This is a genomic window from Psychrobacter sp. DAB_AL43B (genome assembly GCF_900168255.1).
GTDB lineage: Bacteria > Pseudomonadota > Gammaproteobacteria > Pseudomonadales > Moraxellaceae > Psychrobacter.
Window position 1 is genome coordinate 3025751 of the sequence record NZ_LT799838.1, and the last position, 25097, is coordinate 3050847.

Consider the following 25097-nt stretch of genomic DNA (forward strand, 5'->3'; position numbering starts at 1 on the left):
TGTAAATCATAGTTTTGTAAGCTGCTAAAAAAACTTTATAAATTTAATATTTAAAACGTATAAAAAAGCGACCTTTATAGGTCGCTTTTTTTATTGAGCGAAAAATTGCCTATGAAAAACTTACCGTTTAATCAGCTAGTGCTTTAATCAACTCAAACCTTGGCAATTTTTTACCATCTATCGTGACTGTTTCATTAAACATGGCTATTGGTCGAACCCAAACACCGTATTCACCGTAAAGACAACGATAGACGACTAATACTTCTTCGGTTTCAGAATGCTTTACCGTATGTAAAACCTGATAAAGACTGCCTTTATAATGGCGGTAGATACCTTGGGCAATGGTTTGAATTGATTGATTCATAATTCCTTACTTATACCAATGGTTATAAAGTTTTAGTGAGCATCATTAAGTTTTTTGTCAGTTTTAATTTCACTATTGGCCACTCATATTTTATTAAACTATACATTACCGTATCTGAAATAACGCCATCACGGCGGACTCTATTACCTCGAATAACGCCATCTTTTTTAGCACCTAAACGTTCAATCGCTGCTTGTGAGCGATGATTACCAATATCTGTGCGCCAGCCTACGGTTTGATACTCCAAGGTTTCAAATATATAGGTGAGTAGCATAAGCTTACAGGTAGTATTGACGTGCGTACGCCAATACGATTTAGCATACCATGTATAGCCAATCTCTAGACGTTTTGCAAAGGGTAAAATATCGTGGAAACTCGTTGTACCAATCGCTTTACCGGTTAACTCATCAATGACGACAAAAGCTTGTCTATCAGGCATTGATTCTGCAATATTAATATAGTCAATGACTTTATCGGGCTCGGGTACAGAAGTTTCATTTATTTTCCATAGCTCACCGTCTTGGCAAGCTTCTGCTAAGTCAATTGCATGACTTAGCATTAATGGCTTAAGGGTGATACCGTTACTTGATAACGTAGGAAGGTCAAACATCTTTCTCTCCTTAAGCCATAATGGATTTATAAATTAATTTATCCAACTCAATTTCCGAACTACCCTACCGTTACTTTCGCATAGGCTTTCTTACCCGCTTGGATAACAACCGTTTGCCCAGCAATTAAGCTAAAGCCACCATCGACGACGTCGCCATCTACCTTCACCGCACCACGTTTGATCATATCTTTGGCAGATGAGCTATTTTTGGCAAGTCCCGCTTGATTAAGTATTTGGGCAATAAATAGTGCGTCTTGACCTTCCAAGTCGAGGGTCACTTCTGGCAAATCAACGGGTAATTCACCATCGGCCAACACATTACCGGCTGATTTATGCGCATTAGCTGCTGCATCGGCATCATGGAAGCGTTCAATTAACTCTTCAGCAAGGATACGTTTGATTTCTTGTGGATTGCGACCGTTTTCCATCTCGCTCATTAAGCTTTCGACTTCTTCCATCGGCTTAAAGCTTAAAAATTCAAAATAACGACGGATTAATGTGTCTGGCATCGAGAGGATTTTTTGATACATCGTACCCGGTGCATCATAAATGGCGACATAGTTGCCCAGTGATTTGGACATTTTATTAACGCCGTCTAAGCCTTCTAGAATCGGTACGGTGATACAGACTTGCTGCTCTTGACCGTAACGACCCTGCAAAGTACGACCCATTAATAAGTTAAAGGTTTGATCGGTACCACCAAGCTCGACGTCAGCTTTAAGCGCGATAGAGTCATATCCTTGTACCAATGGGTAGAGGAATTCATGGATAGAGATAGGCGTTTGCGCAGCATAGCGTTTGGAAAAATCGTCACGCTCAAGCATACGCGAGACGGTTTGCTGGCTAGCAAGCTGAATCATATCCGCCGCTGTCATATCGTTAAACCACTCGGAATTAAAAACGACGCGAGTTTTTTCTTTATCCAGGATTTTAAAAACTTGCTCAGCATAAGTCTTTGCGTTGGCTTTGATTTGCTCGTCTGTTAATGGCGGACGCGTGCTGTTTTTACCAGAAGGATCACCAATCTTGGCGGTATAATCGCCAATTAAAAAATAGATCTCATGACCCAAATCCTGAAAATGCTTAAGTTTATTAATCAGAACCGTATGACCTAAATGTAGATCAGGGGCGGTAGGATCAAAACCCGCTTTGATACGTAGCGGACGATTTAGTTTAAGCTTTTTAACTAAATCCTCTTCAGATAGGATTTCTTGGGTGCCGCGCTGGATAAGGGCAAGCTGTTCTTCTAGAGTGTAGGTTTGATTGGTCATGATGATCTCTTTATTGTCTTTATCAAAGGGTTGAAGCGTTTGGGCTATTTAGAATCTCGTAGCCATCAAAAAATGTTAGAATTTGGCAGATATACTAGCGTTTTTTAAGGTAAATTGCCATGACCAACCCCGCATCAATTGCTGATAGTCAGCATAATAATGTTCAAGATATGAGTTTAAATGATGACTTCGATAGCCGTTTAGATAAGCGTCTAGATAATATGGACGATTTAAACTATGCCACGCTGACTGATGCACTCGAGCAAACCGTGTTTGAAAACTTCGATGATGGCTTATATATTGGCATGATGTCAGGCACCAGCTTAGATGGAATGGACGCTGTTATTTGTCAATTTGGCAGTAATACTAGTAGTGCGAATACTAGTAGTTCGAATATCAGTAATGAAGGCGATACACAGCAGCCAATGCACTTGTTAGCGACTGTTAGCCAAGATTTTCCACCACGCTTACGTGAAGTATTATTGGCATTATGTCAGCCTAATGGCGTCAATCAATTAATACCAACGGCGGGTGAACCAAATAGCGAATTAGACTGGTTCGGTTGGGCAAGTAAAGAATATGCTGAGTTTGCCAGCGACGTGGTTAATACGTTATTGCAGCAATCAAATACTGATAGTGATTCTGTACTGGCGATTGGCTGTCATGGGCAAACGGTGCGTCATCGCCCGCAAATGGGCTTTAGCTTGCAATTAGTCGATGCTAACATCATCGCTGAGCGTACGGGTATTAGCGTCGTCAGTGATTTTCGTCGCCGCGATATGGCGGTCGGTGGTCAAGGAGCGCCATTAGTTCCTGCGTTTCATCAAGCATTATTTGCCGCGCCTGATAGCACTCGCGTGTTATTAAACTTGGGCGGTATCGCTAATATAACGGTCTTGCCAGCAATCACTGCTAGTAAAGAAAATAGTAATGAAGAAAGCCATAATGAAAAAAAACAAGTCGTTGGCTATGATACAGGTCCCGCGAATTTATTATTAGATGCGTGGACGGCATTGCATACTGACAAGGGTTATGATGCTGGCGGTGCGTGGGCACAATCTGGACAAGTCGTTGAGCCACTACTCAATCAACTTTTAGAACATTCGTTTTTTGCTAGAGATTATCCAAAGACTACTGGGCGTGAAGATTTTAACTTGGTTTGGTTACAGCGTGAGCTACAAAAATTCGATCAAGTATCTGCTCATATTCGTTACTCATCTGCGGATGTGCAAGCAACTTTAACCGAGCTAACAGCCATCAGTGCCAGTGCCCAAATCAATATGTTTATCAACGCTGATGAAAATAGCACGGTATACGTATGCGGTGGCGGTGCACTTAATGATTATTTGATTATGCGATTGCAAGCGCATTTACCGCGTTGCAACGTAGAGACCACTGCCAGTTTAGGACTCGATCCAACGTGGGTAGAAGCAGTCGCCTTTGCATGGCTAGCAAGACAAACCCTAATGGGCGAAACCGGTAACTTGCCAGCTGTTACGGGGGCAAATAAAGGCGTGGTATTGGGTCAAGTATGTTTTGCCTGATTGATTAAATTTTAGTTTACACACGTGCACTTATGTGTTTTATAATGGCTTACGAAATACCCTCCTCTTCAGACCCGTAAGGACAGGATATATAATATGAGCCAGCACAGCAGCCCATCAAAATCGCAAATCGCTACTACTGATGCAAAACGGCGTCAAAAACCGCCACATTATGAACGCTCTGACGACGCACGTGTAGTAGTCACCGGTATGGGTGCTGTCACACCATTAGGACTAGATGTCGAGAGTACTTGGAAAAGACTGCTCAATGGTGAGAGCGGTATTGCCACGATTACTCATTTCGATGCAACTGACTATCGCGCGCAGATTGCAGGTGTGGTCAAAGACTTCGATGCCAAGCAATATATGAATGCTAAAGACGCGCGCCGCTATGATGATTTTATGCAATATGCGGTAGCGGCAACCTCAATGGCGTTAGAAAACGCTGGCTTTATTGATGAAGTTAGCGCCAAGGATAGTCCTGTACAAAACGTTGACCAAGAGCGCTTTGGTGTCATCTTAGGATCAGGTATTGGCGGTATTCAAACCATTGAAGACAGCTGTGCTATGTTAAATGATAAAGGCCCTAAAAAAGTTTCACCATTTATCATTCCAGGCTCTATCGTTAATATGGCGGCTGGACTCGTGGCGATTAAGCATACATTAAAAGGTCCAAATCTTGCCACATCAACCGCTTGTACGACTGCTACCCATGCTATTGGTCTAGCAGCACGCTTGATTGCTTATGGCGATGCTGATGTTATGATTGCCGGTGGTAGCGAAAAAGGCTCAAGCCCTCTTGGCATGTCGGGATTTTCAGCGATGCATGCCTTATCAACTCGTAATAATGAGCCGACTAAAGCCTCGCGTCCTTTTGACAAAGATCGTGATGGTTTTGTGCTCGGTGATGGCGCTGGTGTGGTCGTACTGGAAAGCTTAAGTCATGCCAAAGCACGTGGTGCAACAATATTAGCTGAGCTAGTCGGTTTTGGTATGAGCGATGACGCTAGCCATATTACTGCCCCTCCAGAAGATGGTAGCGGTGCGGCACGAGCGATGCGCAACGCTTTAAACGATGCCGGTATTGAGCCTGCCGCTGTTGGTTACGTCAATGCGCACGGCACAAGCACGCCTGCCGGTGATGTCGCTGAATCTATTGCTATTGAAACCGTGTTTGCGCCGGTAAAAGACAGCATCTTAGTCAGCTCAACCAAATCGATGACCGGTCACTTGCTTGGTGCCGCTGGTGGTATCGAAGCGATATTTACCGTCCTTGCCTTGCAGCATCAGCATGTACCGCCAACGATTAATTTGGATAATGTTGAAGACAACTGTAATCTCGATTATGTCGCCAACCAATCACGTAAAGTGAGTAATCTACAGTACGCTGTTTCCAATAGTTTCGGCTTTGGCGGTACTAATGGCTCGCTAATATTTGCACGCTGGCCTGTTAAGCCATAATGCATATAGAAAAGGTCACAATATTTGCCGTTGTAACCTTGGTGTCAGATTTGCTACGTTTGTCCACTTGCAGCCCCTTATCATACTTGCGTATGATAAGGGGTAATTTTTGCAACATTTATGGACGATACCATGTCAAGCTACTCATTTTCCCATCAGTTTTATCAGCGCTGGACGTGCGCGCCAGAACCTATACGCGCGTCAATCATCCAAGAGCTGACGGATATCACTACCCTATTACAAGCCGATACACCATTTGAAACCTTTGTTTTTAGCACGCATGATTTAGACGCGTATCTTGATGATCTTTATGAAAATCATGATGCAGAACAAGCGATCGCCAAAGCAATCGCCGATAAACAAGCCGAAGAGCGCACTGTTGCTGAAAAACAACGTCTAGAAGAAGAAGAAAAACAAGCAGCCGCAGACGCTAAGCTCAAAGAAGAGACTAAATTAAAAGAAGCAGCCAAAATTCGTGAAGAATCAGAAGCCCCTCAAAAAGACCAAGAAAAAAATGTGCAGTTAATAGCCGATAAAAACAATCTTGATAAAACCGTTGCAGCTATTGATGCCAACGATACAGACAAGATAAGTGCTGATAATAATATTGCTAATAGCGACGTTGCCAGTAGTAATGAACATATAGTTACTGAAGACATCGCTACTGGTAAAAACGCTACTGCAGAAATGGTTACTGGCAATAATAACACTGAGAACGGTACTGAGAATGAAGCGGTTCACAAACAAAGCCATGTCGCTATTACCGCCATTGATAGCAATATCAAGACGGTCATCGATAAAGCCGTTTCAGACGCAGCGATTCACTTATCTTTAAAAAACACTAAATTGGGCGCAACTCATCCAGAGTTAATCCGTGAGCTTGAGATGCATGTAGATGACTATCTAAGTGAGCAGATGATGCAAATGTCTGAGAATTTAAAATCTTGGCTGCGTGCCGAAGTGACTCAACACTTAACCGAGCAAGATAAACCGGCTACTAAAGATAACCTACAAAAAAATTAAACACAGCGTCTATACAGCAAAAAGCCCCGTAAATGAATTACGGGGCTTTTTATTGCACGATTAAAAATGAGTTTTTTACTTTAAATCGCTTGTGTACGTTCGGTCAGCCATTCAAGTGCTAGGCCATCAATGCGGTCTTTTAGCTCAGCACAAACTTGGCTATGATAGTTATTGAGCCAATCGATTTCTACTTGATCCAATAATGAAGGTTCAATCAAGCGCGTATCAATTGGACAGTAAGTGATGGTTTCAAAGTTTAAGAATTTACCAAATTCCGTCTCAGTAGGATTGCCAACTGGCGTATTGACCACCAAGTTTTCGATACGGATGCCCCACTTACCTTCACGATATAGACCCGGCTCATTACTGGATATCATGCCTTCTTTCATGGCGCGCTCTTTCGGAGTACTGGCGCTATAAGCGATGACCTGTGGACCTTCATGAACGTTGAGGAAATAACCAACGCCATGACCCGTACCATGACCATAATCCATCTGTGCTTGCCATAAAGGCGCACGGCAAATCGCATCAATTAACGGTGACGCGATACCATCAGGGAAGTGAGCACGTGCTAGCGCAATATGAGCTTTTAGCACCGTCGTAAAGTCACGCTTGTGCTCGCTGTTTACTTGTCCAATACCAACCACGCGAGTGATATCAGTCGTGCCGTTTTGATATTGAGCGCCTGAGTCGATCAATAATAAACCACCTTCACCTGCATTTACATCAAGGTAGCTAAATTTCTCTGGCGTTGCACGATAATGCGGTAGCGCACCATTCTCATTAAAGCCTGCGATGGTTGGAAAACTTGGTGACACATAATGCGGCTGACGACTACGCACGTCAATCAACATACTATCAACATCAAGCTCGCTTAAACGCTCACCTGCCTTTAGACGCTGCTCAAATGCGGCAAAAAACTCACATAATGCCGCGCCATCTTGACGCATCGCTTCACGAACATGGTCGATATCTGAATCAGATTTAATTGATTTTAATAAAGTGCTTGGTGCCATTCGCTCAATGAAACCCACACCGTCTGCCATGTTTGACAACGTGCCGACTGCGACTTTACTGGGATCTAGTAATAACAAGTCGTCGGCTGTCAGCGTACTCAACGCATCCTGCACAGCCTCATAGTCAGCAAGCGTGATACCGCTATCTTTCAAGCTTTGCGCAATATCAGCACTGACTTTATTATTATCAATAAACAATATCGCTTTTTCAGCATCGATAAGCATATGAGCCAAAAATACAGGGTTATAATCGACATCAGCGCCGCGTAGATTGGTCAACCAAGCAATGTCATCTAAGCTCGAAAGCAAATGATGGGTCGCCCCTGCTTCTGCCATACCAGCACGGACGGCGGCAAGTTTTTCGCTAGCAGACTGCGCGATAAACTGCTTATCGTGTGCATATAAACTGGCTGATGGCAGCGCTGGTCGATCAGTCCATACTTCTGTCAATACATCACGCTCAGTGATTAAGGTAATGTCATTGGCATCAAACCCATCGAGCAGTTTATCTTGCTCAGCGATAGACAGCACATTGCCATCGACTGCTACGCTATCGCCTTCCGCCAAATGCTCGGCTAACCAATCGATATGGTTTGGTTGACCCGGTGCAAGCTTCTCTAAGCTGATACCCGTACCATCTAATTGGTCTGCTGCATGTACCCAATAGCGGCTGTCCGTCCACAGACCAGCAAAATCAGCCGTCACAACCAGCGTACCAACCGAACCTGTAAAGCCTGATAACCACTGACGGGTTTGCCAGTATTCTGGTAAATATTCAGATAAATGCGGATCCGCAGATGGCACGATGATTGCCGTAAGATCTTGCGCAGCTAAAATCTTGCGTAAGCTGTCGATACGATCATGAATGGCTTGTTTGTTCATTGAATGTTTCCTTATTGATTTTGGAGAAATCAGCTTTTAAAAAACGGCGTGAGGCGACTATGGATAGCCGTCTTATTTGGACGAAAAAAATTGCTTTGAGTATGTAGTCATTATTGAGCAGTCAGCATATAAATCGAACCGTTCAACACATTGAAAACTGGATTTATATAACATTGAATATTTATATAACATTGAATGTAGATAAGACCGTTTATGCAACTCTTAATAAAGCAGAACATCACTAGATGTTTGGGCAGAAAGCAGGCTTTCAATAGCTTGTGGCAAATAACTCACTAAGTTAAACAATAAAACGTGCTACCACTAATGGTAACACGTCTTGTTGTTCATCTTATTATCCAGCTTATCCAACATTCATACTGGTTCTATTAGCCAATAGACCTTAACGTAAATAACTGAACTTAGATGTTTGAGTTTAACTTATCTTCCTGTTCGCTTTTTATCAGCATATTATTAATGGGTTTTGATAATAATAATAATATCACTGCTGTGATGACCAAAAAGACCGTCATCGTGGTAAACAAACCTGGTAAACCTTCAATCTTATCCGCGGTGACGTGACCACCAAAGAAGGCCGCAACCAAGTTACCTAATGCGACAGAAGCGAAGAATAGCCCCATCATCTGGCCTTGCATCCCTTTTGGCGCAAGCTTAGTCATGGCAGACAAGCCAACAGGACTGAGTGCCAATTCACCAAGCGTCAATAGTAACAAGCTACCGACCAACCATAAAGGTGACGCCAGTCCACCAGCATTGGTCAAGATGCTTTTGGATGCAAATATCATCAGCGCAAAGCCTGCCGCGGTAAGCAACATACCAAGCGCAAACTTCACCATACTATTTGGCTCAAGTCCTCGATTGGCAAGCTTGACCCATACAATACTAGCAATGGGAGCTAATATTAAAATAAACAAAGGATTCAATGATTGAAACCAAATACTGGGTATCTCAAAACCTAAGACATTAAGGTCTGTATAACGATCGGCAAACAAGTTAAATGAGGTTGGTTGCTGCTCAAAACTTGACCAAAATAGCGTTGAGCCAATAATCAATATAAAGCAGATCAGCAAACGCAGCTTATCTGTCTTATCCAATCGTGGCGAAATAAACATGACAGCAAAATACCCTATCACCACTGCCGCAATGAGGTATGTCATATACTGTGCGACCATTTCAGGGTTAAATGGCATGATACCAGTCGCCACTAAAACAGTAATGGCAGCAAGTAGTACAAGAAACCCTGCAACCCAGCGACCCACGTTTTTGTAAAGCCCAGACGTTTGCTCCCATTCAGGGGCGATGTTTTTGGCACTGGCATAACGATTTAAAGTCTTTTTAGCAGAAAAGCGGTAAATCAGCAGCGACGCTAGCATGCCAAGTCCGCCAACACCAAAACCTACGTGCCACATGCCTTTTTCTTTAAACACCCCAACGATCAGCGCCGCCAATAATGCACCAATATTGATACCCATATAAAACAAGGTAAAGCCGCCATCACGGCGTGCATCGCTTTTAGGGTACAAGGCACCGACCATCACTGAGATACAAGTTTTAAATAAGCCTGAACCCAACACAATACACATCAGACCCATAAAAAATAACGTCATACCAAACATAGCAGAGAGCGCAATGCACAGATGACCTAGGGCGATAATAATACTGCCCCACCACAACGCCCGTTCTTGACCGAGCCAATTGTCAGCCAACCAGCCACCTGGTACTGCCGCTAAATATAATGAACCGGCAAAAATACCATAGATAGCAGAAGCTGTCACTTCATCAAAGCCAAAGCCACCACTACCAACGGACGCGACCATAAACAGCACAAGCAATGGACGGATACTATAATAAGAAAACCGCTCCCACATTTCGGTAAAGAACAATGGGCGTAGTGGCTTCGGATGACCCATAAAGCCATTTTCTAGTGCAGCCAATTCGGCAGCACTTACCTCTGTTTGTGATTCCGTGCTCATACCTTTATCCCTTTAAGTACTATTATTATAACGACCAAGCCGCTAATTATTCTGATAGGCGGTCATAAACGCGGGTCATTGTTTCACTTGGTTATAATCAAGTAAAGAAAAAGTTATCTAATAATTACAGAAATACCCACAAAAAAACCCGCTCTCAATCATTGAGAACGGGCTTTTCGTTAAGTATTGCTGATGACACTATTGAAATAAGAGGCTTATCTGACCTCTCTACAGCAACAATGAAACCTTTAGGTTTTTAGAGTCTGAGTATGGTCAGTATCATACTGGAATAGCCCGCTTACTGTGCAGGCGCTGCTTTTTCAGTCGTACCAGCGTCTAAGTCGCCATCGGCTTGCTCTGCTGTCAAATCAGCATCAGCAACTGCTGCCTGACTGACTGTACCAGAGGCAGTGGCGGTGCCCGCTTCTGCAGTAACGACAGCGGCGCTATTAGCATCGGCAGTATCTGTAACTGGAGCTGGTGTCACTGTCGCATCAGCTGGCGTATCGGTAGTCGCTGCTGTGGCCGTATCTGCTACTGGCGCGGCGGCTGTTTCAACTGGCGCAGCTTCTTCAGTTGCAGTTGCCTCTGCTGCTGGCGCTTCTGTAGTCTCAGCAGTAATATGTTCACCCGCTGGGCGCAGAAATCCTGAGATGCCGATAAGTAAGACGATAGCCAAGAATAAGCCAACGCCACCTAAGGCATACAGGAACTCTTTCTTAGGGTTGTTTTCGACAATATGTTCTGACATACCTGATCCACCTTGCACAAAATATTTAAAATATTGGTCTATTATATCGCAATTTATGTCTATTTGTTAAAACCCTTAACTATTTAAAGGTTTTATTGTCGAAAAACTTTAAATCCGATCTATATCAGCACTTTCGACTACTTGACCACACGCGTTCGAGGGGTCGCACGCTTGCCAAGATAGCTTAATAATAGCAGAAGCGCAATCACGATTAAGATGGGGTAATTACCAAAGCGCATAAAAGGTGTATTACCGACTCGCGCCTGAATATCACCGCGTAATACTGTCCGCTCAAATTGCGGCGCACGCTTCACAATACGACCTTTGTGGTCAATGATAGCCGTGACACCAGTATTGGTCGCACGCATAAACCAACGGCCGTTTTCAAGCGCGCGCATTTGCACCATTTGCAGATGCTGTAGCGGACCGGCTGACGTGCCAAACCAAGCATCATTGGAGATGGTCAATAAAAAGTCAGTGTTAATAGCGTTTTTGCGGGTGGTATCAGGATAAGCAACTTCATAGCAAACCGCTGCCCCTAAATTATGACCACGCACACGCAGCGGTGATTGGTTATCACTACCACGACTATAGCTCAAGATTTCTTGACTGCCTGCTAAATTGGGCAAAATATCCAGCAGTCCTTCAAAAGGAATGTATTCACCAAAAGGTACTAAGCGCTGCTTTTTATAAAGCCCTTCTGCTTCAGCACCTAAGGCAATGACACTATTATAAAATGGCGGATACTTATCATTGGCTTCATCAAACGCTGCTTCATCCTTATAAGGAATGCCAGTTACCCACGTGGTATTCGTTTCTTTGGCCATTTTTACCATTTCACTGATAAAGCCAACCGCATCGGTCTGAAACATCGGAATCGACGACTCAGGCCACAGGACGATATCACGCCCCCACTCTGTACTTGTCAACGTTGCATAGATTTTTAGGGTTTCTACTTGATACTCAGTGAGCCATTTTAAATCTTGCGGAATATTGCCTTGAATTAAGGATACCGATAAATCAGGCGTGCCTTTCGGCTTCGTCCATTGTGGATTCATCAACCATAATGCGCTGCTAATAATTAACAAGGCTAAAGATGGAATCATATAGCCGCCACGGCGACGCAGTAGCTCAACTAAACTGGCTGCCAATAACACCGCTACAAAAGAGACGGCAAATACGCCAGCAACTGGTGCTAATGACGATAACCAATACTGCTCAGTAAAGGCATAACCGACAAACAACCACGGAAAACCGGTAAATAGCCAAGTTTTCATCCATTCTTGTAATATCCAAAGCGCGGCAAAAGATAACGGCTGCTTACCGACCACTCGATTAAAAATCAGCGCTAAAAAGCCATGGAACAATCCCATGCCCAAACCCATCAACGCAATCATAATCAGCGCAAGCCACGCTGGCGTATCACCATAGACGTGAATAGAGGTATATAGCCAAAACGCCCCAACACACCAAAGCCCGGTACCATAAGCCTGACCAATAGCAAACGCACGCTTACCACTCATCTCCGGCACCAATAACGCGTATAAAATAGCCGGTGAGACCAGTGCTAACGGCCAAATATCGTAAGGCGCAAGCGCAAATATAAACACTGCCCCTGCCAGCAACGCAATCAATAGAGTCAGCACCAAAGGTAAGCCCTTTGGCTTATCGGGGTTCAGACGTTTTTGCAAATCAACAGTAGACAGACGCATAGCAGTTATCCAAAACCTTATTATTCAATAATTTTAAAACTCAATGATGCAGTCAACGTTCAATTTAAAGCTGACCCTATTATGATAAATATAGTACCTAAAAATTAAACCCGTCTATGATAGCAGCCTGCGCCACTCAATGGGTAAATTTGCGTTGCAAAATACCGGTTTTAAAAGCAAAAAAAACACGACCGCAATCGTGTTTTTTAGGATTAATCATTCATAGATTTAATAATAATGTGAATGATAAATCTAGCTGATAACGCTTTTCGATAAATTAATGACTAAAAAACTGGTGGCTAATAAACTAATGACTGCCTATTAGCACTTGCGGGTCATCGTTTATTTTAGTCACCTCGAGATTTTGGATAAAACGTCCCTCAACATCGGTAATGATGATTTGCCAATCATCTATGACGACGCTCTCACCTTCTAGATCACCGACGTAGCCTAGCGCCTGCATGACCAAACCACCCATGGTATCGACGTCGGTATCATCAAAATCAGAGCCAATCTCATCATTACAGTCTTCAATCGCCGTAGACGCTTGGATGCGCCACGTATTCGGCTTTTCAGGATCGGCGACAATATTATTAATATCACTGTCTTCATCGAAATCATCATGCTCATCGACGATGTCACCGACGATCTCCTCGAGTAAATCCTCCATCGTCACAACACCACCAAAGTTGCCAAACTCATCGACGACAACTGCCATGTGGACTTGGGTACGCTGCAACGAGCGTAGCAAGGTATCAGAGCGTGCGCTCTCACTGATATATAGTGGTTGACGTACCAAATCTCTTAAGCGTTTACTATCAATCTTGTCTTCTTGGTCGCGCACCATATGCACCAAAAGAGGAATCAAATCTTTTGCCAATAGGATACCGATGACCGCATCATCATCTTGGCTATCAAAGACCGGATAGCGCGAATGAGTCGTCTCAAGAATGATATCCATCACTTCAGCCAGACTGGTACTTTCATGCAAGCCAATCACCTGCGGACGTGGGGTCATGATTTCACGAACTTGTGTCGCCGGCAGATCGAGCACGCCTTCTAACATGTCCACCGTATCTGGCTCTAAGAATTGGCGTGACTGTTGTACTAAACTAATCAATTCATCACGGGTTTCGGGGGCAGTCGATAGCCAGCGTTTTAAGCCGCGCATCGACCAACTACTCGGGCTGGGAGCATCTTCAGACATGATGGTGTGAGTTAACCTCTTTAGTTAATGGTAATTAAAATAATACATAGAAAATATGTAAAGTGATATATGGAGATTAAAACAATAAATAAAACCGACTACTTATTATTAAAAATAAATGGACCAGCTTAATGAGTTTCACTTTATCGCAAGGCTTACTGACATTCAACGATAAATTCACTCAAATTGTATTGTCAGTGTGTTGCAAACTTTGCTATGGTCAAAGCCTTCATTCCTCAAAATCAACCCTATGTCGCTACGTGCCTTTGTTTCTCGCCTGCTTTCGTCTCATTCAAATAGCCATCGCTCAGATAACGGCTTAGACAGTCATGGCTTAGAAGCTGATAATTTAAATAATGGCATAAAGGCTAGCGCACCGAATAGCAATCCGCCAAAGTCTAAATGGCGGCATTATCTGCTACAATTTTTAATTGCGCTCACCCTTATATTGTCCGCCGTTTGGTTACTGCTGGCGATTTGGTACCAATTTGGCGGGCACTCGGTCATAACGTGGCTAACGATAGCCCTTATTGTCGGAGTGCTGGCAACTTTATTGGGTGTAAACGTTTGGTCAAAAACTGCTGAAAAATTAATGGATAGGCTCACCAGCGAGCGAAAAATCAGTAATAAAAAATCCAACGTTAAAAAAACAAACAATAAGAAAACCACAACTAAAAAAACAGCAACCAGATGGTTATTGGGATTGTACGCTGCCATTTGGTTTGTTGGCTTTGGTTGGTTTATGACTATCGAACCCAAGCAACAACGCGACTGGATGCCCGAAGTCAGTGAAAGAGTCACTTATACGCGTGATGCGAGTAATCCTGATTTAATTACCCTAACCAATGTACGCAATTTTGATTGGCATAATGCTGACGCTGCCACTGAACGCTGGGAGACGCGCACGATTGATATGTCGAAATTATCTGGCGTTGATGTGACCAACTCTTACTGGATGGGACCGCTGATTGCGCATACGTTAGTGAGCTTTCGCTTTGAAGATGATCGACCACTTGCCTTTTCATTTGAGATTCGTAAAGAAAATGGTGAATCTTTTTCTGCGCTGGCTGGTTTTTTTAGACGTTTTGAGCTCAGCTTAGTCGCCGCAGAAGAGCGCGATATTATTTATACTCGTAGTAATGCGCGTGGTGAGCAGGTTTATCTATTTCCGATCAGTCATTTGCAGCAGCATGAGGTCAAAGCATTATTTAAATCTTATTTAATCGCCGCCGATGAGCTAAATGAAGAACCCACTTGGTATAACACCTTAATTAGCAACTGTACCAATATTATTTTTTATATGGCACGTATCGTCAGTGATGATCGTCTGCCATGGGATTATCGGATTTGGGTATCGGGTTGGCTGCCAAACTATCTACACGATGTCGGTATGTTAGATACCAATCCTGAAAAAACAGGACAACCTTGGTCGATGGATACCTGGTATGAGCGCACGCATATCAATCCGAAGGTCAAAGGCTTTCATAATAACAACGACATTCATGGCAGCGAATTTTCTCAGCAAATTCGCCAAGCTATTCCCATTCCGCCACTTGCTGACTCGCGAATTGATGCCAAGGTAGGCGCTAAATCTGCGGCTCAGGCTTCTAAAGAATACTGATGACGATTGCTTCTTGTTAATATCACAGCTTTTAAGGGTTGAGATTCTCAAGAGAAAAGGTTAACGCAACTAACGCCTAACACCATTAAGGCTTAACCCAATTCACCACGCGCGTTTCCATCTCTTCATCATCCATACCTATTTCAGAGACACAACGACCAGCCACACCGACATTGGCAGCGCGCATTTGTTGTTGCGTGACTACTGCATCTTGGGTCAATAGCAAATGCCAACTGGGTAAGCTTTGACCTTTATACAAACGCTTATAAGAACAGTGCGATGGTAGCCACATCATTTTTGGCAAGTTCTCAATATTTAGCTGAATACAATCTGGCACATGCGCTTGGCGCGTCGCGTAATGCTGGCAATAACCCGTTGCACAGTCCATCAGCTGGCAAGTCACATCGGTATATTCGACCATTTCTTCATCAACATCGCCAGCTTCGTCTTCGTCGATATATTTAATCAAGCAACAACTGCCACAGCCATCACACAGTGCTTCCCACTCGCTATGATTTAATTCTGCTAGCGTAAAGCGTGACCAGAACTGCGGGCGCAATGTTTCAGTTGCTACAGCAGCAAACAGCTGATTCACGGCTGATTCTGACCCTGATTTTTCCTCAGCATTCGAATCAACATCAGTAGCTACATTTAAGCTGGCTTCATATTTATTTAACAAATTTAGCGTCATAAAGTTGCCGTATCATTTTGACAAAGAGCGTTACAGTATTATAGCTGTTTTTGACTGGGTTGGGCGTTAAGGTAGTAAAGGTAAGGAAAATGATCAGTTAAAAATACTCCTATATCACATTCCTAACCTAAAAATCATGACCTAACATTCATAACATAAAAAAAAGGACAACAATATGTCAATTAAGACTTTTGAATTAATCAGTACCACCGAAAATGGCATTCAGTTAATCAGCTATGTTGCACTGCCAGAAAACGCCTCAGATGACAATCCAGTAGCTGGCATTTTAGTCGCCCCAGAATGGTGGGGCGTCGTCGAACATCCAAAATCAATCGTTGAACGCTTAGCAGAAGCAGGCTACGCCGCCGTCGCGATGGACGTCTATGGTGAAGGAAAACTCACCACTGATGCGGCTCAAGCCAATATGTGGATGGAGCAAGTACTTGCCGATCAAGGTATGCTGATGGCACGCTGTCGTTTAATTCTCAATGACTTTAGTGACCAGATGGCTGTTAATGGCGATAATCTAGCCGCCATTGGCTTTTGCTTCGGTGGCAAAGTCGTCCTCGATATGGCACGTGAAGGCATGCCGTTAAAAGCAGTTGCAACTTTCCATGGCAACCCTTCGCCGAAGCAGCCAGCCGATAAAAACTTCAAAGCTAAAGTATTGGTCGCCCACGGTCGCGATGATTCTATGGTATCGATGGAGGCCATAGAAGGTCTCAAATCAGAGCTAGATGCCGCTGATGTCGATTACACTATTGATGTTTATGATAACGCTAAGCATGGTTTTACTAACCCACAAGCCGATGAGCGCGCTGCCAAAAATGGCGTAGATTTGGGCTATAACGAAGCCGCTGCCAAGCAAAGCTGGGAAAACATGCTGGAGTTTATGAAAAGCAACTTGGCATAAAGCTTTATAAAATCTTGTTATAAATAACGCAGCAAAAACAAGGGCAGCTTAATACTTAAGCTGCCCTTGTTTTTCCATTAAAACCATTACTATTGTGCTTATCGCCAAATAACGTCATTATCACTCTATTATCAGATGGATTGAGTGACGAGGATGCTATATCTATTTATAAACCAACTTGGCTGGCTGGCTTTTATTGCTTTGTTAATTGTGGTTGTGGCGTTATACGCCAAGATAAATCAGCAGCTCAGGCATTTACGCCGCGATATGGCACAATTACAAGCTGAGTTTGAGCTGCATAAAAATAACCTGATAGCAGAAAAACCTGCCCATTCTGCTGATATAAGCTTTATTAAAGATAGTAGTTCGGAATCAGAATCTGCGGTAGCACCTGATAGCGCTTTAAGTCCTTGGCCACCAACGCTTACTTCTTCATCATCGTTATCTTCAGAAGAAGAAAAAGTTACTTCTGCGTCATCTACTTTACCTATTTTTGACTCTATTAAAAACCTGCGCTTAAAGTCGAAACCACAGAATTCAACCACTGACATAGAGCCGGACGAACGCTCTTTGCCAATAGTTACTTCCATTATCAGCTCGATTAAAAACTGGTTCTTTGGCGGTAATTTGGTGGTACGTGTCGGAGTCTTAGTATTGCTGGTCGGCGTGGTTTTATTGCTACGCTTATTAAGCGAGTATATCGAGATACCGATTACCGTTAAACTTATTGCCATAGGTGCTATTGGCTTAGGGCTAGCAGGATTGGGATTAAAACTAGTAAAAAATCGCTTTGCTTACGGCATTACCTTGCAAGGAGCCGGTTTATCCATCGCTTATTTAAGTACCTTTTTTGCCTATAGCGTGTATCACGTCATTAGTGCCTTACCAAGCTTTATGGCACTCGGTATATTATCGGCGCTAACGGTTGCTTTAGCGGTGCGCCAAAACGCTTTCCCGTTAGCATTATTGGCATTATCCGGTGGCTTTTTTGCGCCAATTTTGACAAGTCAAGATACCGGCAGCTTAACGGTATTATTTAGCTATTATTTATTATTAAATGTGACCATTGCTGCTATTGCCCATTATCGCCCGTGGAAGGTACTTAACTTATTGGGTGTGGGCGTGACCTTTGGGCTGGCATACTATTGGGGGCTCACTGAGAATTTAATAGCAATTATTGATAATCAGCGCTGGGCATTGGTCCTGCTCGTAGCACTGCATGTCCTGCTCTATCTATTCGTCGTCATTCGCTATGCTCAGCAAATCATTGCTTATAACAATAGCCATGAGTTGGATACTAATAGCGAAAATCAAACTGCTGACATTCAGACCGCTAATATTACTGACCATCAGTATTTATTTCCTATTGATATTGGGCTGCTATTTTCAGTGCCGATATTGGCATTTGGTTTATTTTCAGCGTTATTGAGCGATATCAATCACGCATTAACCTTTGCTAGCGCGATTTTAGCAGCGATTTATTTGGGGCTTGGCTGGACCTTTATTCAGCGTAGTCAGCGCTATGCGCTGATTACTGAAGGCATGCTGGCATTAGGGTTTGGCTTTTTAGCCTTGGTGATTCCGCTGGCGTTAAACGCTGAGTGGATTGCCTTTGGTTGGTCGGTGCAAGGATTAGCTTTGGTCTGGTTTGGCCGTCGCTCATTACGTGCATGGTCAGTATTATTCGGTTTATCGTTACAGCTGATTAGTATTGCTATGCTGTTAAATAGCTTTGTTATCACTGTTACGCATTATCCCACCTTGGCATTAACGATTTCTGCCATCAGTGCGCTCGCCAGCGTTTTTATTCTACGTGCCAGTAACTCGCCTATCCTATCTCCTATCGCAGAGATTCAAGATTCAGCACAAGCTATTCATTATTCTGAAAACGAGCTTAACGCCAATCATACGCTGTCAGAATACGCCAAAGATTTGGGCATCAGTGACACGGCAGCTCAGCAATGGCTTGCCAGTATCAATAGCCAAAGCATAGCGTTTAAAATCATTTGGCAAAGTCCAGTTTTGATACGTCTGTTGACGCTCACTGCGATGGGCTGGCTACTATATGTGTTAATCATTGATTTTGACCAATGGTTTGCCAGCTGGCAATTGGCAACGACTACCCTGATAGCATTGGCGAGTTTAGTCAGCATTATCATTTATCATGTGGTTAACTATTACCGTTCGTGGCGCGAAATCAGACAATTTAGCCATGGTTTGCTGCTGTTATTTTATGCCATGATCGTATTACAGCTGCCACAAAGATATGAATTTGACTATCAATGGACGACTTTTCATTGGCCGATATTTATGACGCTCTTAATCGGCTGGCTAGTCGTTGGGCAACTTTGGTTAAAAACGTGGCATAACAATACTAATATCAATAAAGACAATCATAACAATGCAGAATTAAAAGGCTACGATAGCGCTAGCTGGCTTGGCACTGGAATTATAGTTTTGGCAGAATTGGTACATTATAGATTGCCCAATTCACAAGGGGTGATGACTATCCTTGTACCTATTGCCTTGATGCTGGCTGGACTCTGGTGGACGCACCGTCATAACTTAATTCAATCCCATCATTCGCCAGAAAAAAACACATCTTCAGCGCTTTCGCTGTACTGGTTTGACTGGCAAGAGGCAATATTAAACAGTGCCAAAATTTTTGTGCCCATTACATTAGGCTGGGTTATTTTTACCAACTTCTCCTATGATGGCGTCATTTGGGAACTACCCTATTTTCCTTTGTTTAATTTATATGATGTGACCTTATGGCTAATCGTATTTTATGGGTTGGGCGTTTATTTACTCGGTCAATCACAGGGCAAGCAATCGCAAAACATCTTAGATGCCATTCCTAAAAATAATACGCTACTCATTATATTAGCGCTGATTAGTTTTTGGATACTTTCGAGCATGTTGGTCAGGACGTTGCACGCTTTTATTAACACACCACTATGGATTGTTGGTTTCTACGAAAGTACTGGCGGCGCATGGTATAGCGAGCAAGTGCAGACAGGATTAACGATTTTATGGACATTATTGGCATTGGCTGCAACTATTATTGCCAGTCGCTACCTCCAGCGGGCGCTGTGGTTTATGGGTATTGGATTGCTGGGCGTGGTGGTACTCAAACTGGTCTTGGTTGATTTATCACAAACTGAGGCGATTTGGCGGGTGATTTCTTTCCTTGGCGCAGGTAGTTTGATATTAGTGATTGGTTATTTGGCACCCCTGCCACCTGCTCATGATGAGGTCGTAGATGATCCTCAAGGATAGCGACTGCGATAACTGCCGCTGATGACGTCAAGAAATTGTAACGTGATAACGCTGGTTCTGTAGTAAACTGAACACCATTAAAAAGTAAATGACGATTGTCTTACTTTTAGCATTTTCTATAAAAGGTTATAAAAGCAAATGGATAAGAGAGTAAGTATTCAGTGGTTCCCTGGGCATATGAACAAAGCCCGCAATGAAATCAAAGAAAACATGCCACAAATGGACGTGGTCATCGAAGTGATTGATGCGCGTATCCCTTATAGTAGTGAAAACCCAATGGTCGCGGCATTGCGCGGCGAAAAACCTGTCATCAAAATCTTAAACAAAGCCGATCTTGCTGATCCCGAATTGACCCAAGCGTGGATGGATTATCTTGAGCAACAAGATGGTGTCAAAGCAATCGCTTGTGACGATAATAAAGCCGATGACGTAAAGCGCATCATCGCCCTTTGTAAAAAACTTGTCCCCAATAAAGTCGGCACGGGTCGCCAGATCAAAGCCATGATTATGGGGATTCCAAACGTCGGTAAATCGACTTTGATTAATACCCTAGCAGGACGTGCGGTTGCTAGAACAGGTGACGAACCAGCGGTGACTAAGTCGCAGCAGCTAATTAAGCTTGACGATGACATCATGCTCTATGATACCCCTGGTATGCTATGGCCAAAGGTTGAAAACGAAAACTCTGGTTATCGTTTGGCAGCGACCGGCGGCATACGTGATACGGCGTTTGACTTTGCTGATGTTGCAGGCTATACCGCTGAATATTTGCTTGAAGCCTATCCTGAGCTATTAAAAGCCCGCTATAAAATTGAAGAATTGCCCAAGACAGATTGGGAGTTTTTTGAAGTGGCTGGACGTAATCGTGGCTGTGTGCGTGCGGGAAATAAAGTCGATACTTACCGGATGTCAGAAATCCTAGTCAATGAACTGCGTAGCGGTAAGATTGGACGTATTACTTTAGAGACGCCGGCAATGACTGAGGCTGAAGAAATCGTCGTCGCCGAGCAACGTCTGGCTGCTGAAGAAAAAAGGATTGCTAAAGAAGAAGAGAAACGCCTGCGTCGTTTAAAGACACGTAAAAATCGTAAATAAATCTCATAAAAAATACCGGCTACTATGAATCCATTAATACCATCGGCTAAAACTATTCAAATCTATCTGCCAAAAGGCAATCCTCGCGGGTTACGTTTGGCAGAGATGACTACGCGTACAGTAAGACTGATTGAAATCCCGCGCATTCATATTGATGACTTTTTTGCGATGCCAGAAGCCAATCAAGTTGGTTTATATTTTTTGGTCGGTGATACAGACAGTATCGACAAGCCGCTACTATATATTGGGCAAACCGGTGATTTAAGAAGACGACTAAATCAGCATCATGAAAAGGATTTTTGGACGCGTGCTTTTGTCATGCTCTCGACCAATAACTCAATGACCCAAACTCACGCGTTATATATGGAACATAAAGCTATTGCCACTGCTATTAAAGTTGGGCGCTATGAGATAAAAAATGGTAATACTGGTAATCGTCCACATACTCCTGATCCATTAAAAGCCGACTGCGAAGAACTGTTTTATACGCTCGATGTTTTATTATCAACTTTAGGGCAGCCTATTTTTGAATCACTTAGTATCAATAACAAAAGTGCTAACAGTAATGAGATCTTACCTATTATAGATACAAGAAATACTATCTGTATTGGGACAACTCCTACTCAAATATCCCTTACTCAACCGGAGTCCACACTTTTTTATTGCAAAACTCATGGTACCTATGCTAAGGGTTATTATGATGATGATGGGTTTGTAGTGTTATCAGGTTCACTAATAAATAAGAGAACAATTGCATCAGCAAGCAGCTGGGCAATTAATAAAAGAGATGAAATGTTGTCAGCAAAGAAATTAATTGAATATGATAGCGAACTCTATGAGCTAATAGAAAACTTATTGTGCAAAACACCCAGTGGTGCATCTGATTTTGTACTTGGCTCTTCAAGCAATGGTTGGAAAATTTGGAAAAATGAAGCAGGTCAAACTTTAGATAGTATCTATCGCTAACGCCTTTAATCCCGATACGCAACCCTCATATAACCTTCATACTTTTGAATTGCTCGCCCATTGCCTATGACAGCCCCTACTTTTATTCATACAGATACCAACCTTAATTCCTTCGCCCCACGCCTACTCGACTGGTTCGCCGAAAACGGTCGCCATGATTTGCCTTGGCAGCAGCACCAAACCGACACGCCTAACCCTTATATCGTTTGGTTATCCGAAGTCATGCTTCAGCAAACGCAAGTAACGACGGTGCTGCCCTACTTTGCCCGCTTTATGGAGTCGTTTCCGACAGTACAAGATTTAGCAGTAGCAGAATGGGATATGGTGGCAGAGCATTGGGCAGGACTTGGTTACTATGCGCGTGCGCGTAATTTGCATAAAGGCGCTAAGCAGTTGGTTGAAGTGATCGCTGAGACTGGCGAATATCCAACGACCCTAGCAGGTTGGGAAGCAATATCAGGTGTCGGTCCTTCGACCGCTGGCGCGATTATGGCGATGGGCTTGCACCGTTATGGCGTCATCTGTGATGGTAATGTCAAACGTGTACTCACACGCTGGGCGGCAATCGATGGCGATATCACTAAGTCGGCGACGACTAAAGAATTATGGGCATTGGCAGAGCGTTTAACCCCTAGAGAGCAATCAGGATTGTTTGCGCAAGCGATGATGGATATGGGCGCAACGTTATGTACACGTAGCAAGCCCGCTTGTCTATTATGTCCGCTACAAGATGATTGCTTAGCACATGCACAAGGGCGCGAGACGGACTATCCGGTCAAGGCAAAAAAGCAGCCAAAACCCAGTAAATTCAGTAATGCGCTGCTTATTAAAAATACAGCTGGTGAGATATTGTGGCTACAGCGCCCTGATAATGGCATTTGGGGTGGGTTGTGGAGTTTGCCACTAGAGTTTGTAGAAAAGATTAGCGGAAAAGTTGCTGTTAAAGCTGTTATTAAAGACACTATTAAAAATACTGACAACAATATAGATAACAAACTAAGCGCCGCGACTGGTAATCAGCCATTAGAAGTGGCTAGTAATGAGAAAGTATACGAAGCAGAATTTACCACTGCTGAACAGATTATTAATGAGTGGTTGGCAAAAAATCAATTAATAGCAAAATCAGTGAGTAAAAGTTTATTAGACGACGCACCGATTAAACATTCATTGACCCATTTTCATTGGTATTTGACGCCGCAATCAGTCACTTTAAATGCTAAACAAACTACCGATATAACCGAAGCATTACAAGCTGGTGACATTAATATCAATTGGTTGAATGCTGATGATGCCCAAGCAACACTAGGGTTGCCACGAGCGATGGTTAAAATTTTAGAATAAGTATTTATGCTTATAGTAAAAACACCTTAAAAACGTGACGGTACTGCTGGTATAAGTTTTTTGCAGCCTCTGTCTGCGTAGGCACAGCAAGCGAAAAAAACTTATATCAACAGTACAGGATTTATCGATATTATTTTTCGCTGACTATAAATACTTAAAACAATCGCTTAACACTCCATTAAAAAAGCGACTCAGCATAATCCTGAGTCGCTTTTATTTTTGGTCTAACGAAATATTAGAACGATAAAACTAAGACTTCGGTACACGCAAACGCATCAAGCCTTCTTGTTGTACCGTCGCTACCAGCTTACCATCTTGCCAAAACTGACCGTGATTGAGTCCCATCGCATTGGATGTCGTATCACTCCACATGTCGTATAGCAGCCATTCATTTAAGTCAAAGTGACGATGGAAATGCATCGAATGGTCGATACTAGCAGCCTGTAAACCACTGGTCATAAAGCTAATACCGTGCGACATCAGACCGGTGCCAACCAGATAAAAATCAGATGAAAATGCCAATAATGCTTGCTGGATGGCGAGCGGCTGATTACCCAATTCACGGATACGTAGCCAGTTTGCTTGCTTCGGTTTCATCGGTTCTGGATGAATCGGATCACGCGGCTTAACGGGTTTGATCTCGATATGACGGCGGCGCATAAAGCGCGCTTTTAACGCCTCTGGGACTTTACCGACATACTCTTCTTTTAAATCCTGCTCAGCCAATAAATCTTCAGGCGGCGGATAAACCGGCATATCTTCTTGATACTCTAAGCCTTCTTCCATCGGTGAAAAAGACGCAATCATCGAAAATATCACTTGCTCAACCGGCGGCTTACCGCGTACTTGCTTATATTGAATCGCGGTCACTTCACGCGCAGACAGACTGCGACCATCACGTAAGCGGCGCACTTGATAAATCACTGGTTGATTGATATCACCACCGCGTAAAAAATACCCATGCAATGAATGACAAGGCTTGTCTTTATCAAGCGTATGCGCTGCTGCCATGATCGCTTGCGCGAGCACTTGCCCACCGAAAATACGGGCACCAACATAGTCATGGCTTTTACCTTCAAACACATCAGGGCTGACTTCAATGAGCGCCACTGTGGCCAGTAACTCATCGATCAGTTGCGAATAATCAGACATGACGGTATTTTCCTTATTTTTGTCAATAACGCCAAGCATCTAGATATAAGCGCCAAACGATATCAATACGATATGGCTCAAGCCGATATGGCGTTTTAATTTAAAATAATATGAAATCACTTGCAGTAATATACAAGAGAAATTTTAGGATGAGCAATAACTTAGTATGATTAACAATAATAACAGACAATAAAACGATTACTAATA

The 25097-nt window shown here is 43.2% G+C and carries 19 protein-coding genes; 9 read left to right on the top strand and 10 right to left on the bottom strand.

Annotated elements, in window-relative coordinates:
- Positions 1-127 precede the first annotated feature (127 nt).
- Genes DABAL43B_RS12880 through tyrS form a run of 3 tightly spaced genes read right to left on the bottom strand, consistent with a single transcriptional unit; the run spans position 128 to position 2245 of the window.
- Positions 128-364, bottom strand: coding sequence for a DUF1653 domain-containing protein (locus DABAL43B_RS12880; protein WP_079692760.1), 237 nt, complete (start codon positions 362-364; stop codon positions 128-130).
- Between the two features lie 22 nt (positions 365-386).
- A complete protein-coding gene (locus DABAL43B_RS12885; RefSeq protein WP_079692761.1) occupies positions 387-974 on the bottom strand; it encodes a GNAT family N-acetyltransferase in 588 nt (195 codons plus the stop codon).
- A gap of 59 nt (positions 975-1033) precedes the next feature.
- Positions 1034-2245, bottom strand: a complete 1212-nt coding sequence (tyrS, locus tag DABAL43B_RS12890; protein WP_079692762.1) for a tyrosine--tRNA ligase — start codon at positions 2243-2245, stop codon at positions 1034-1036.
- A gap of 119 nt (positions 2246-2364) precedes the next feature.
- On the opposite strand from tyrS, the gene DABAL43B_RS12895 reads away from it, so the two are divergent.
- The 3 genes from DABAL43B_RS12895 (at position 2365) to DABAL43B_RS12905 (ending at position 6273) form a co-directional block, all read left to right on the top strand.
- On the top strand, positions 2365-3789 hold the full coding sequence (locus tag DABAL43B_RS12895; protein ID WP_079692763.1) for an anhydro-N-acetylmuramic acid kinase: 1425 nt from the start codon (positions 2365-2367) through the stop codon (positions 3787-3789).
- Positions 3790-3885: 96 nt separating this feature from the next.
- Complete coding sequence (gene fabF / locus DABAL43B_RS12900) at positions 3886-5250, top strand: beta-ketoacyl-ACP synthase II (protein ID WP_079692764.1); 1365 nt, start codon at positions 3886-3888, stop codon at positions 5248-5250.
- Positions 5251-5382: 132 nt separating this feature from the next.
- Positions 5383-6273: a hypothetical protein gene (locus DABAL43B_RS12905; RefSeq protein WP_227516696.1), complete on the top strand. Its 891-nt coding sequence runs from the start codon at positions 5383-5385 to the stop codon at positions 6271-6273.
- An 80-nt stretch (positions 6274-6353) separates the two neighbouring features.
- Here the strand turns inward: DABAL43B_RS12905 and DABAL43B_RS12910 are convergent, their stop codons facing one another.
- The 5 genes from DABAL43B_RS12910 to DABAL43B_RS12930 form a co-directional block, all read right to left on the bottom strand.
- A complete protein-coding gene (locus DABAL43B_RS12910; protein WP_079692766.1) occupies positions 6354-8171 on the bottom strand; it encodes an aminopeptidase P family protein in 1818 nt (605 codons plus the stop codon).
- 419 nt (positions 8172-8590) lie between these two features.
- Positions 8591-10162, bottom strand: a complete 1572-nt coding sequence (locus DABAL43B_RS12915; protein WP_079692767.1) for a peptide MFS transporter — start codon at positions 10160-10162, stop codon at positions 8591-8593.
- Between the two features lie 298 nt (positions 10163-10460).
- Entirely contained in the window at positions 10461-10913 is a 453-nt protein-coding gene (locus DABAL43B_RS12920) for a hypothetical protein (protein WP_079692768.1), read from the bottom strand.
- Positions 10914-11050: 137 nt separating this feature from the next.
- On the bottom strand, positions 11051-12625 hold the full coding sequence (gene lnt, locus DABAL43B_RS12925) for an apolipoprotein N-acyltransferase (RefSeq protein WP_079692769.1): 1575 nt from the start codon (positions 12623-12625) through the stop codon (positions 11051-11053).
- A gap of 307 nt (positions 12626-12932) precedes the next feature.
- Positions 12933-13832, bottom strand: a complete 900-nt coding sequence (locus tag DABAL43B_RS12930; RefSeq protein ID WP_079692770.1) for a CBS domain-containing protein — start codon at positions 13830-13832, stop codon at positions 12933-12935.
- Between the two features lie 202 nt (positions 13833-14034).
- Between DABAL43B_RS12930 and DABAL43B_RS12935 the strand changes: the two genes are divergently transcribed.
- Complete coding sequence (locus DABAL43B_RS12935) at positions 14035-15453, top strand: DUF4105 domain-containing protein (protein ID WP_227516697.1); 1419 nt, start codon at positions 14035-14037, stop codon at positions 15451-15453.
- An 85-nt stretch (positions 15454-15538) separates the two neighbouring features.
- On the opposite strand, the gene DABAL43B_RS12940 is transcribed toward DABAL43B_RS12935, so the two are convergent.
- Positions 15539-16144, bottom strand: a complete 606-nt coding sequence (locus tag DABAL43B_RS12940; RefSeq protein WP_079692772.1) for a YcgN family cysteine cluster protein — start codon at positions 16142-16144, stop codon at positions 15539-15541.
- Positions 16145-16319: 175 nt separating this feature from the next.
- Between DABAL43B_RS12940 and DABAL43B_RS12945 the strand changes: the two genes are divergently transcribed.
- The 5 genes from DABAL43B_RS12945 to mutY all read left to right on the top strand — a co-directional run bounded on the left by DABAL43B_RS12945 (position 16320) and on the right by mutY (position 23738).
- Positions 16320-17057, top strand: coding sequence for a dienelactone hydrolase family protein (locus DABAL43B_RS12945; RefSeq protein ID WP_079692773.1), 738 nt, complete (start codon positions 16320-16322; stop codon positions 17055-17057).
- Between the two features lie 153 nt (positions 17058-17210).
- A complete protein-coding gene (locus DABAL43B_RS12950; protein ID WP_079692774.1) occupies positions 17211-20336 on the top strand; it encodes a DUF2339 domain-containing protein in 3126 nt (1041 codons plus the stop codon).
- Between the two features lie 138 nt (positions 20337-20474).
- The gene (ylqF, locus tag DABAL43B_RS12955) at positions 20475-21431 is read left to right on the top strand and encodes a ribosome biogenesis GTPase YlqF (RefSeq protein WP_079692775.1); all 957 of its coding nucleotides are present in this window, start codon (positions 20475-20477) and stop codon (positions 21429-21431) included.
- Between the two features lie 24 nt (positions 21432-21455).
- Complete coding sequence (locus DABAL43B_RS12960) at positions 21456-22397, top strand: GIY-YIG nuclease family protein (RefSeq protein ID WP_079692776.1); 942 nt, start codon at positions 21456-21458, stop codon at positions 22395-22397.
- Positions 22398-22463: 66 nt separating this feature from the next.
- Positions 22464-23738 carry an A/G-specific adenine glycosylase gene (gene mutY, locus DABAL43B_RS12965; protein WP_079692777.1) on the top strand — a complete coding sequence of 425 codons (1275 nt, stop codon included), beginning with the start codon at positions 22464-22466 and terminating at the stop codon, positions 23736-23738.
- A 249-nt stretch (positions 23739-23987) separates the two neighbouring features.
- Here mutY and DABAL43B_RS12970 read toward each other — a convergent pair whose 3' ends face one another.
- Positions 23988-24890, bottom strand: coding sequence for an acyl-CoA thioesterase (locus DABAL43B_RS12970; protein WP_079692778.1), 903 nt, complete (start codon positions 24888-24890; stop codon positions 23988-23990).
- Between the last annotated feature and the right edge of the window lie 207 nt (positions 24891-25097).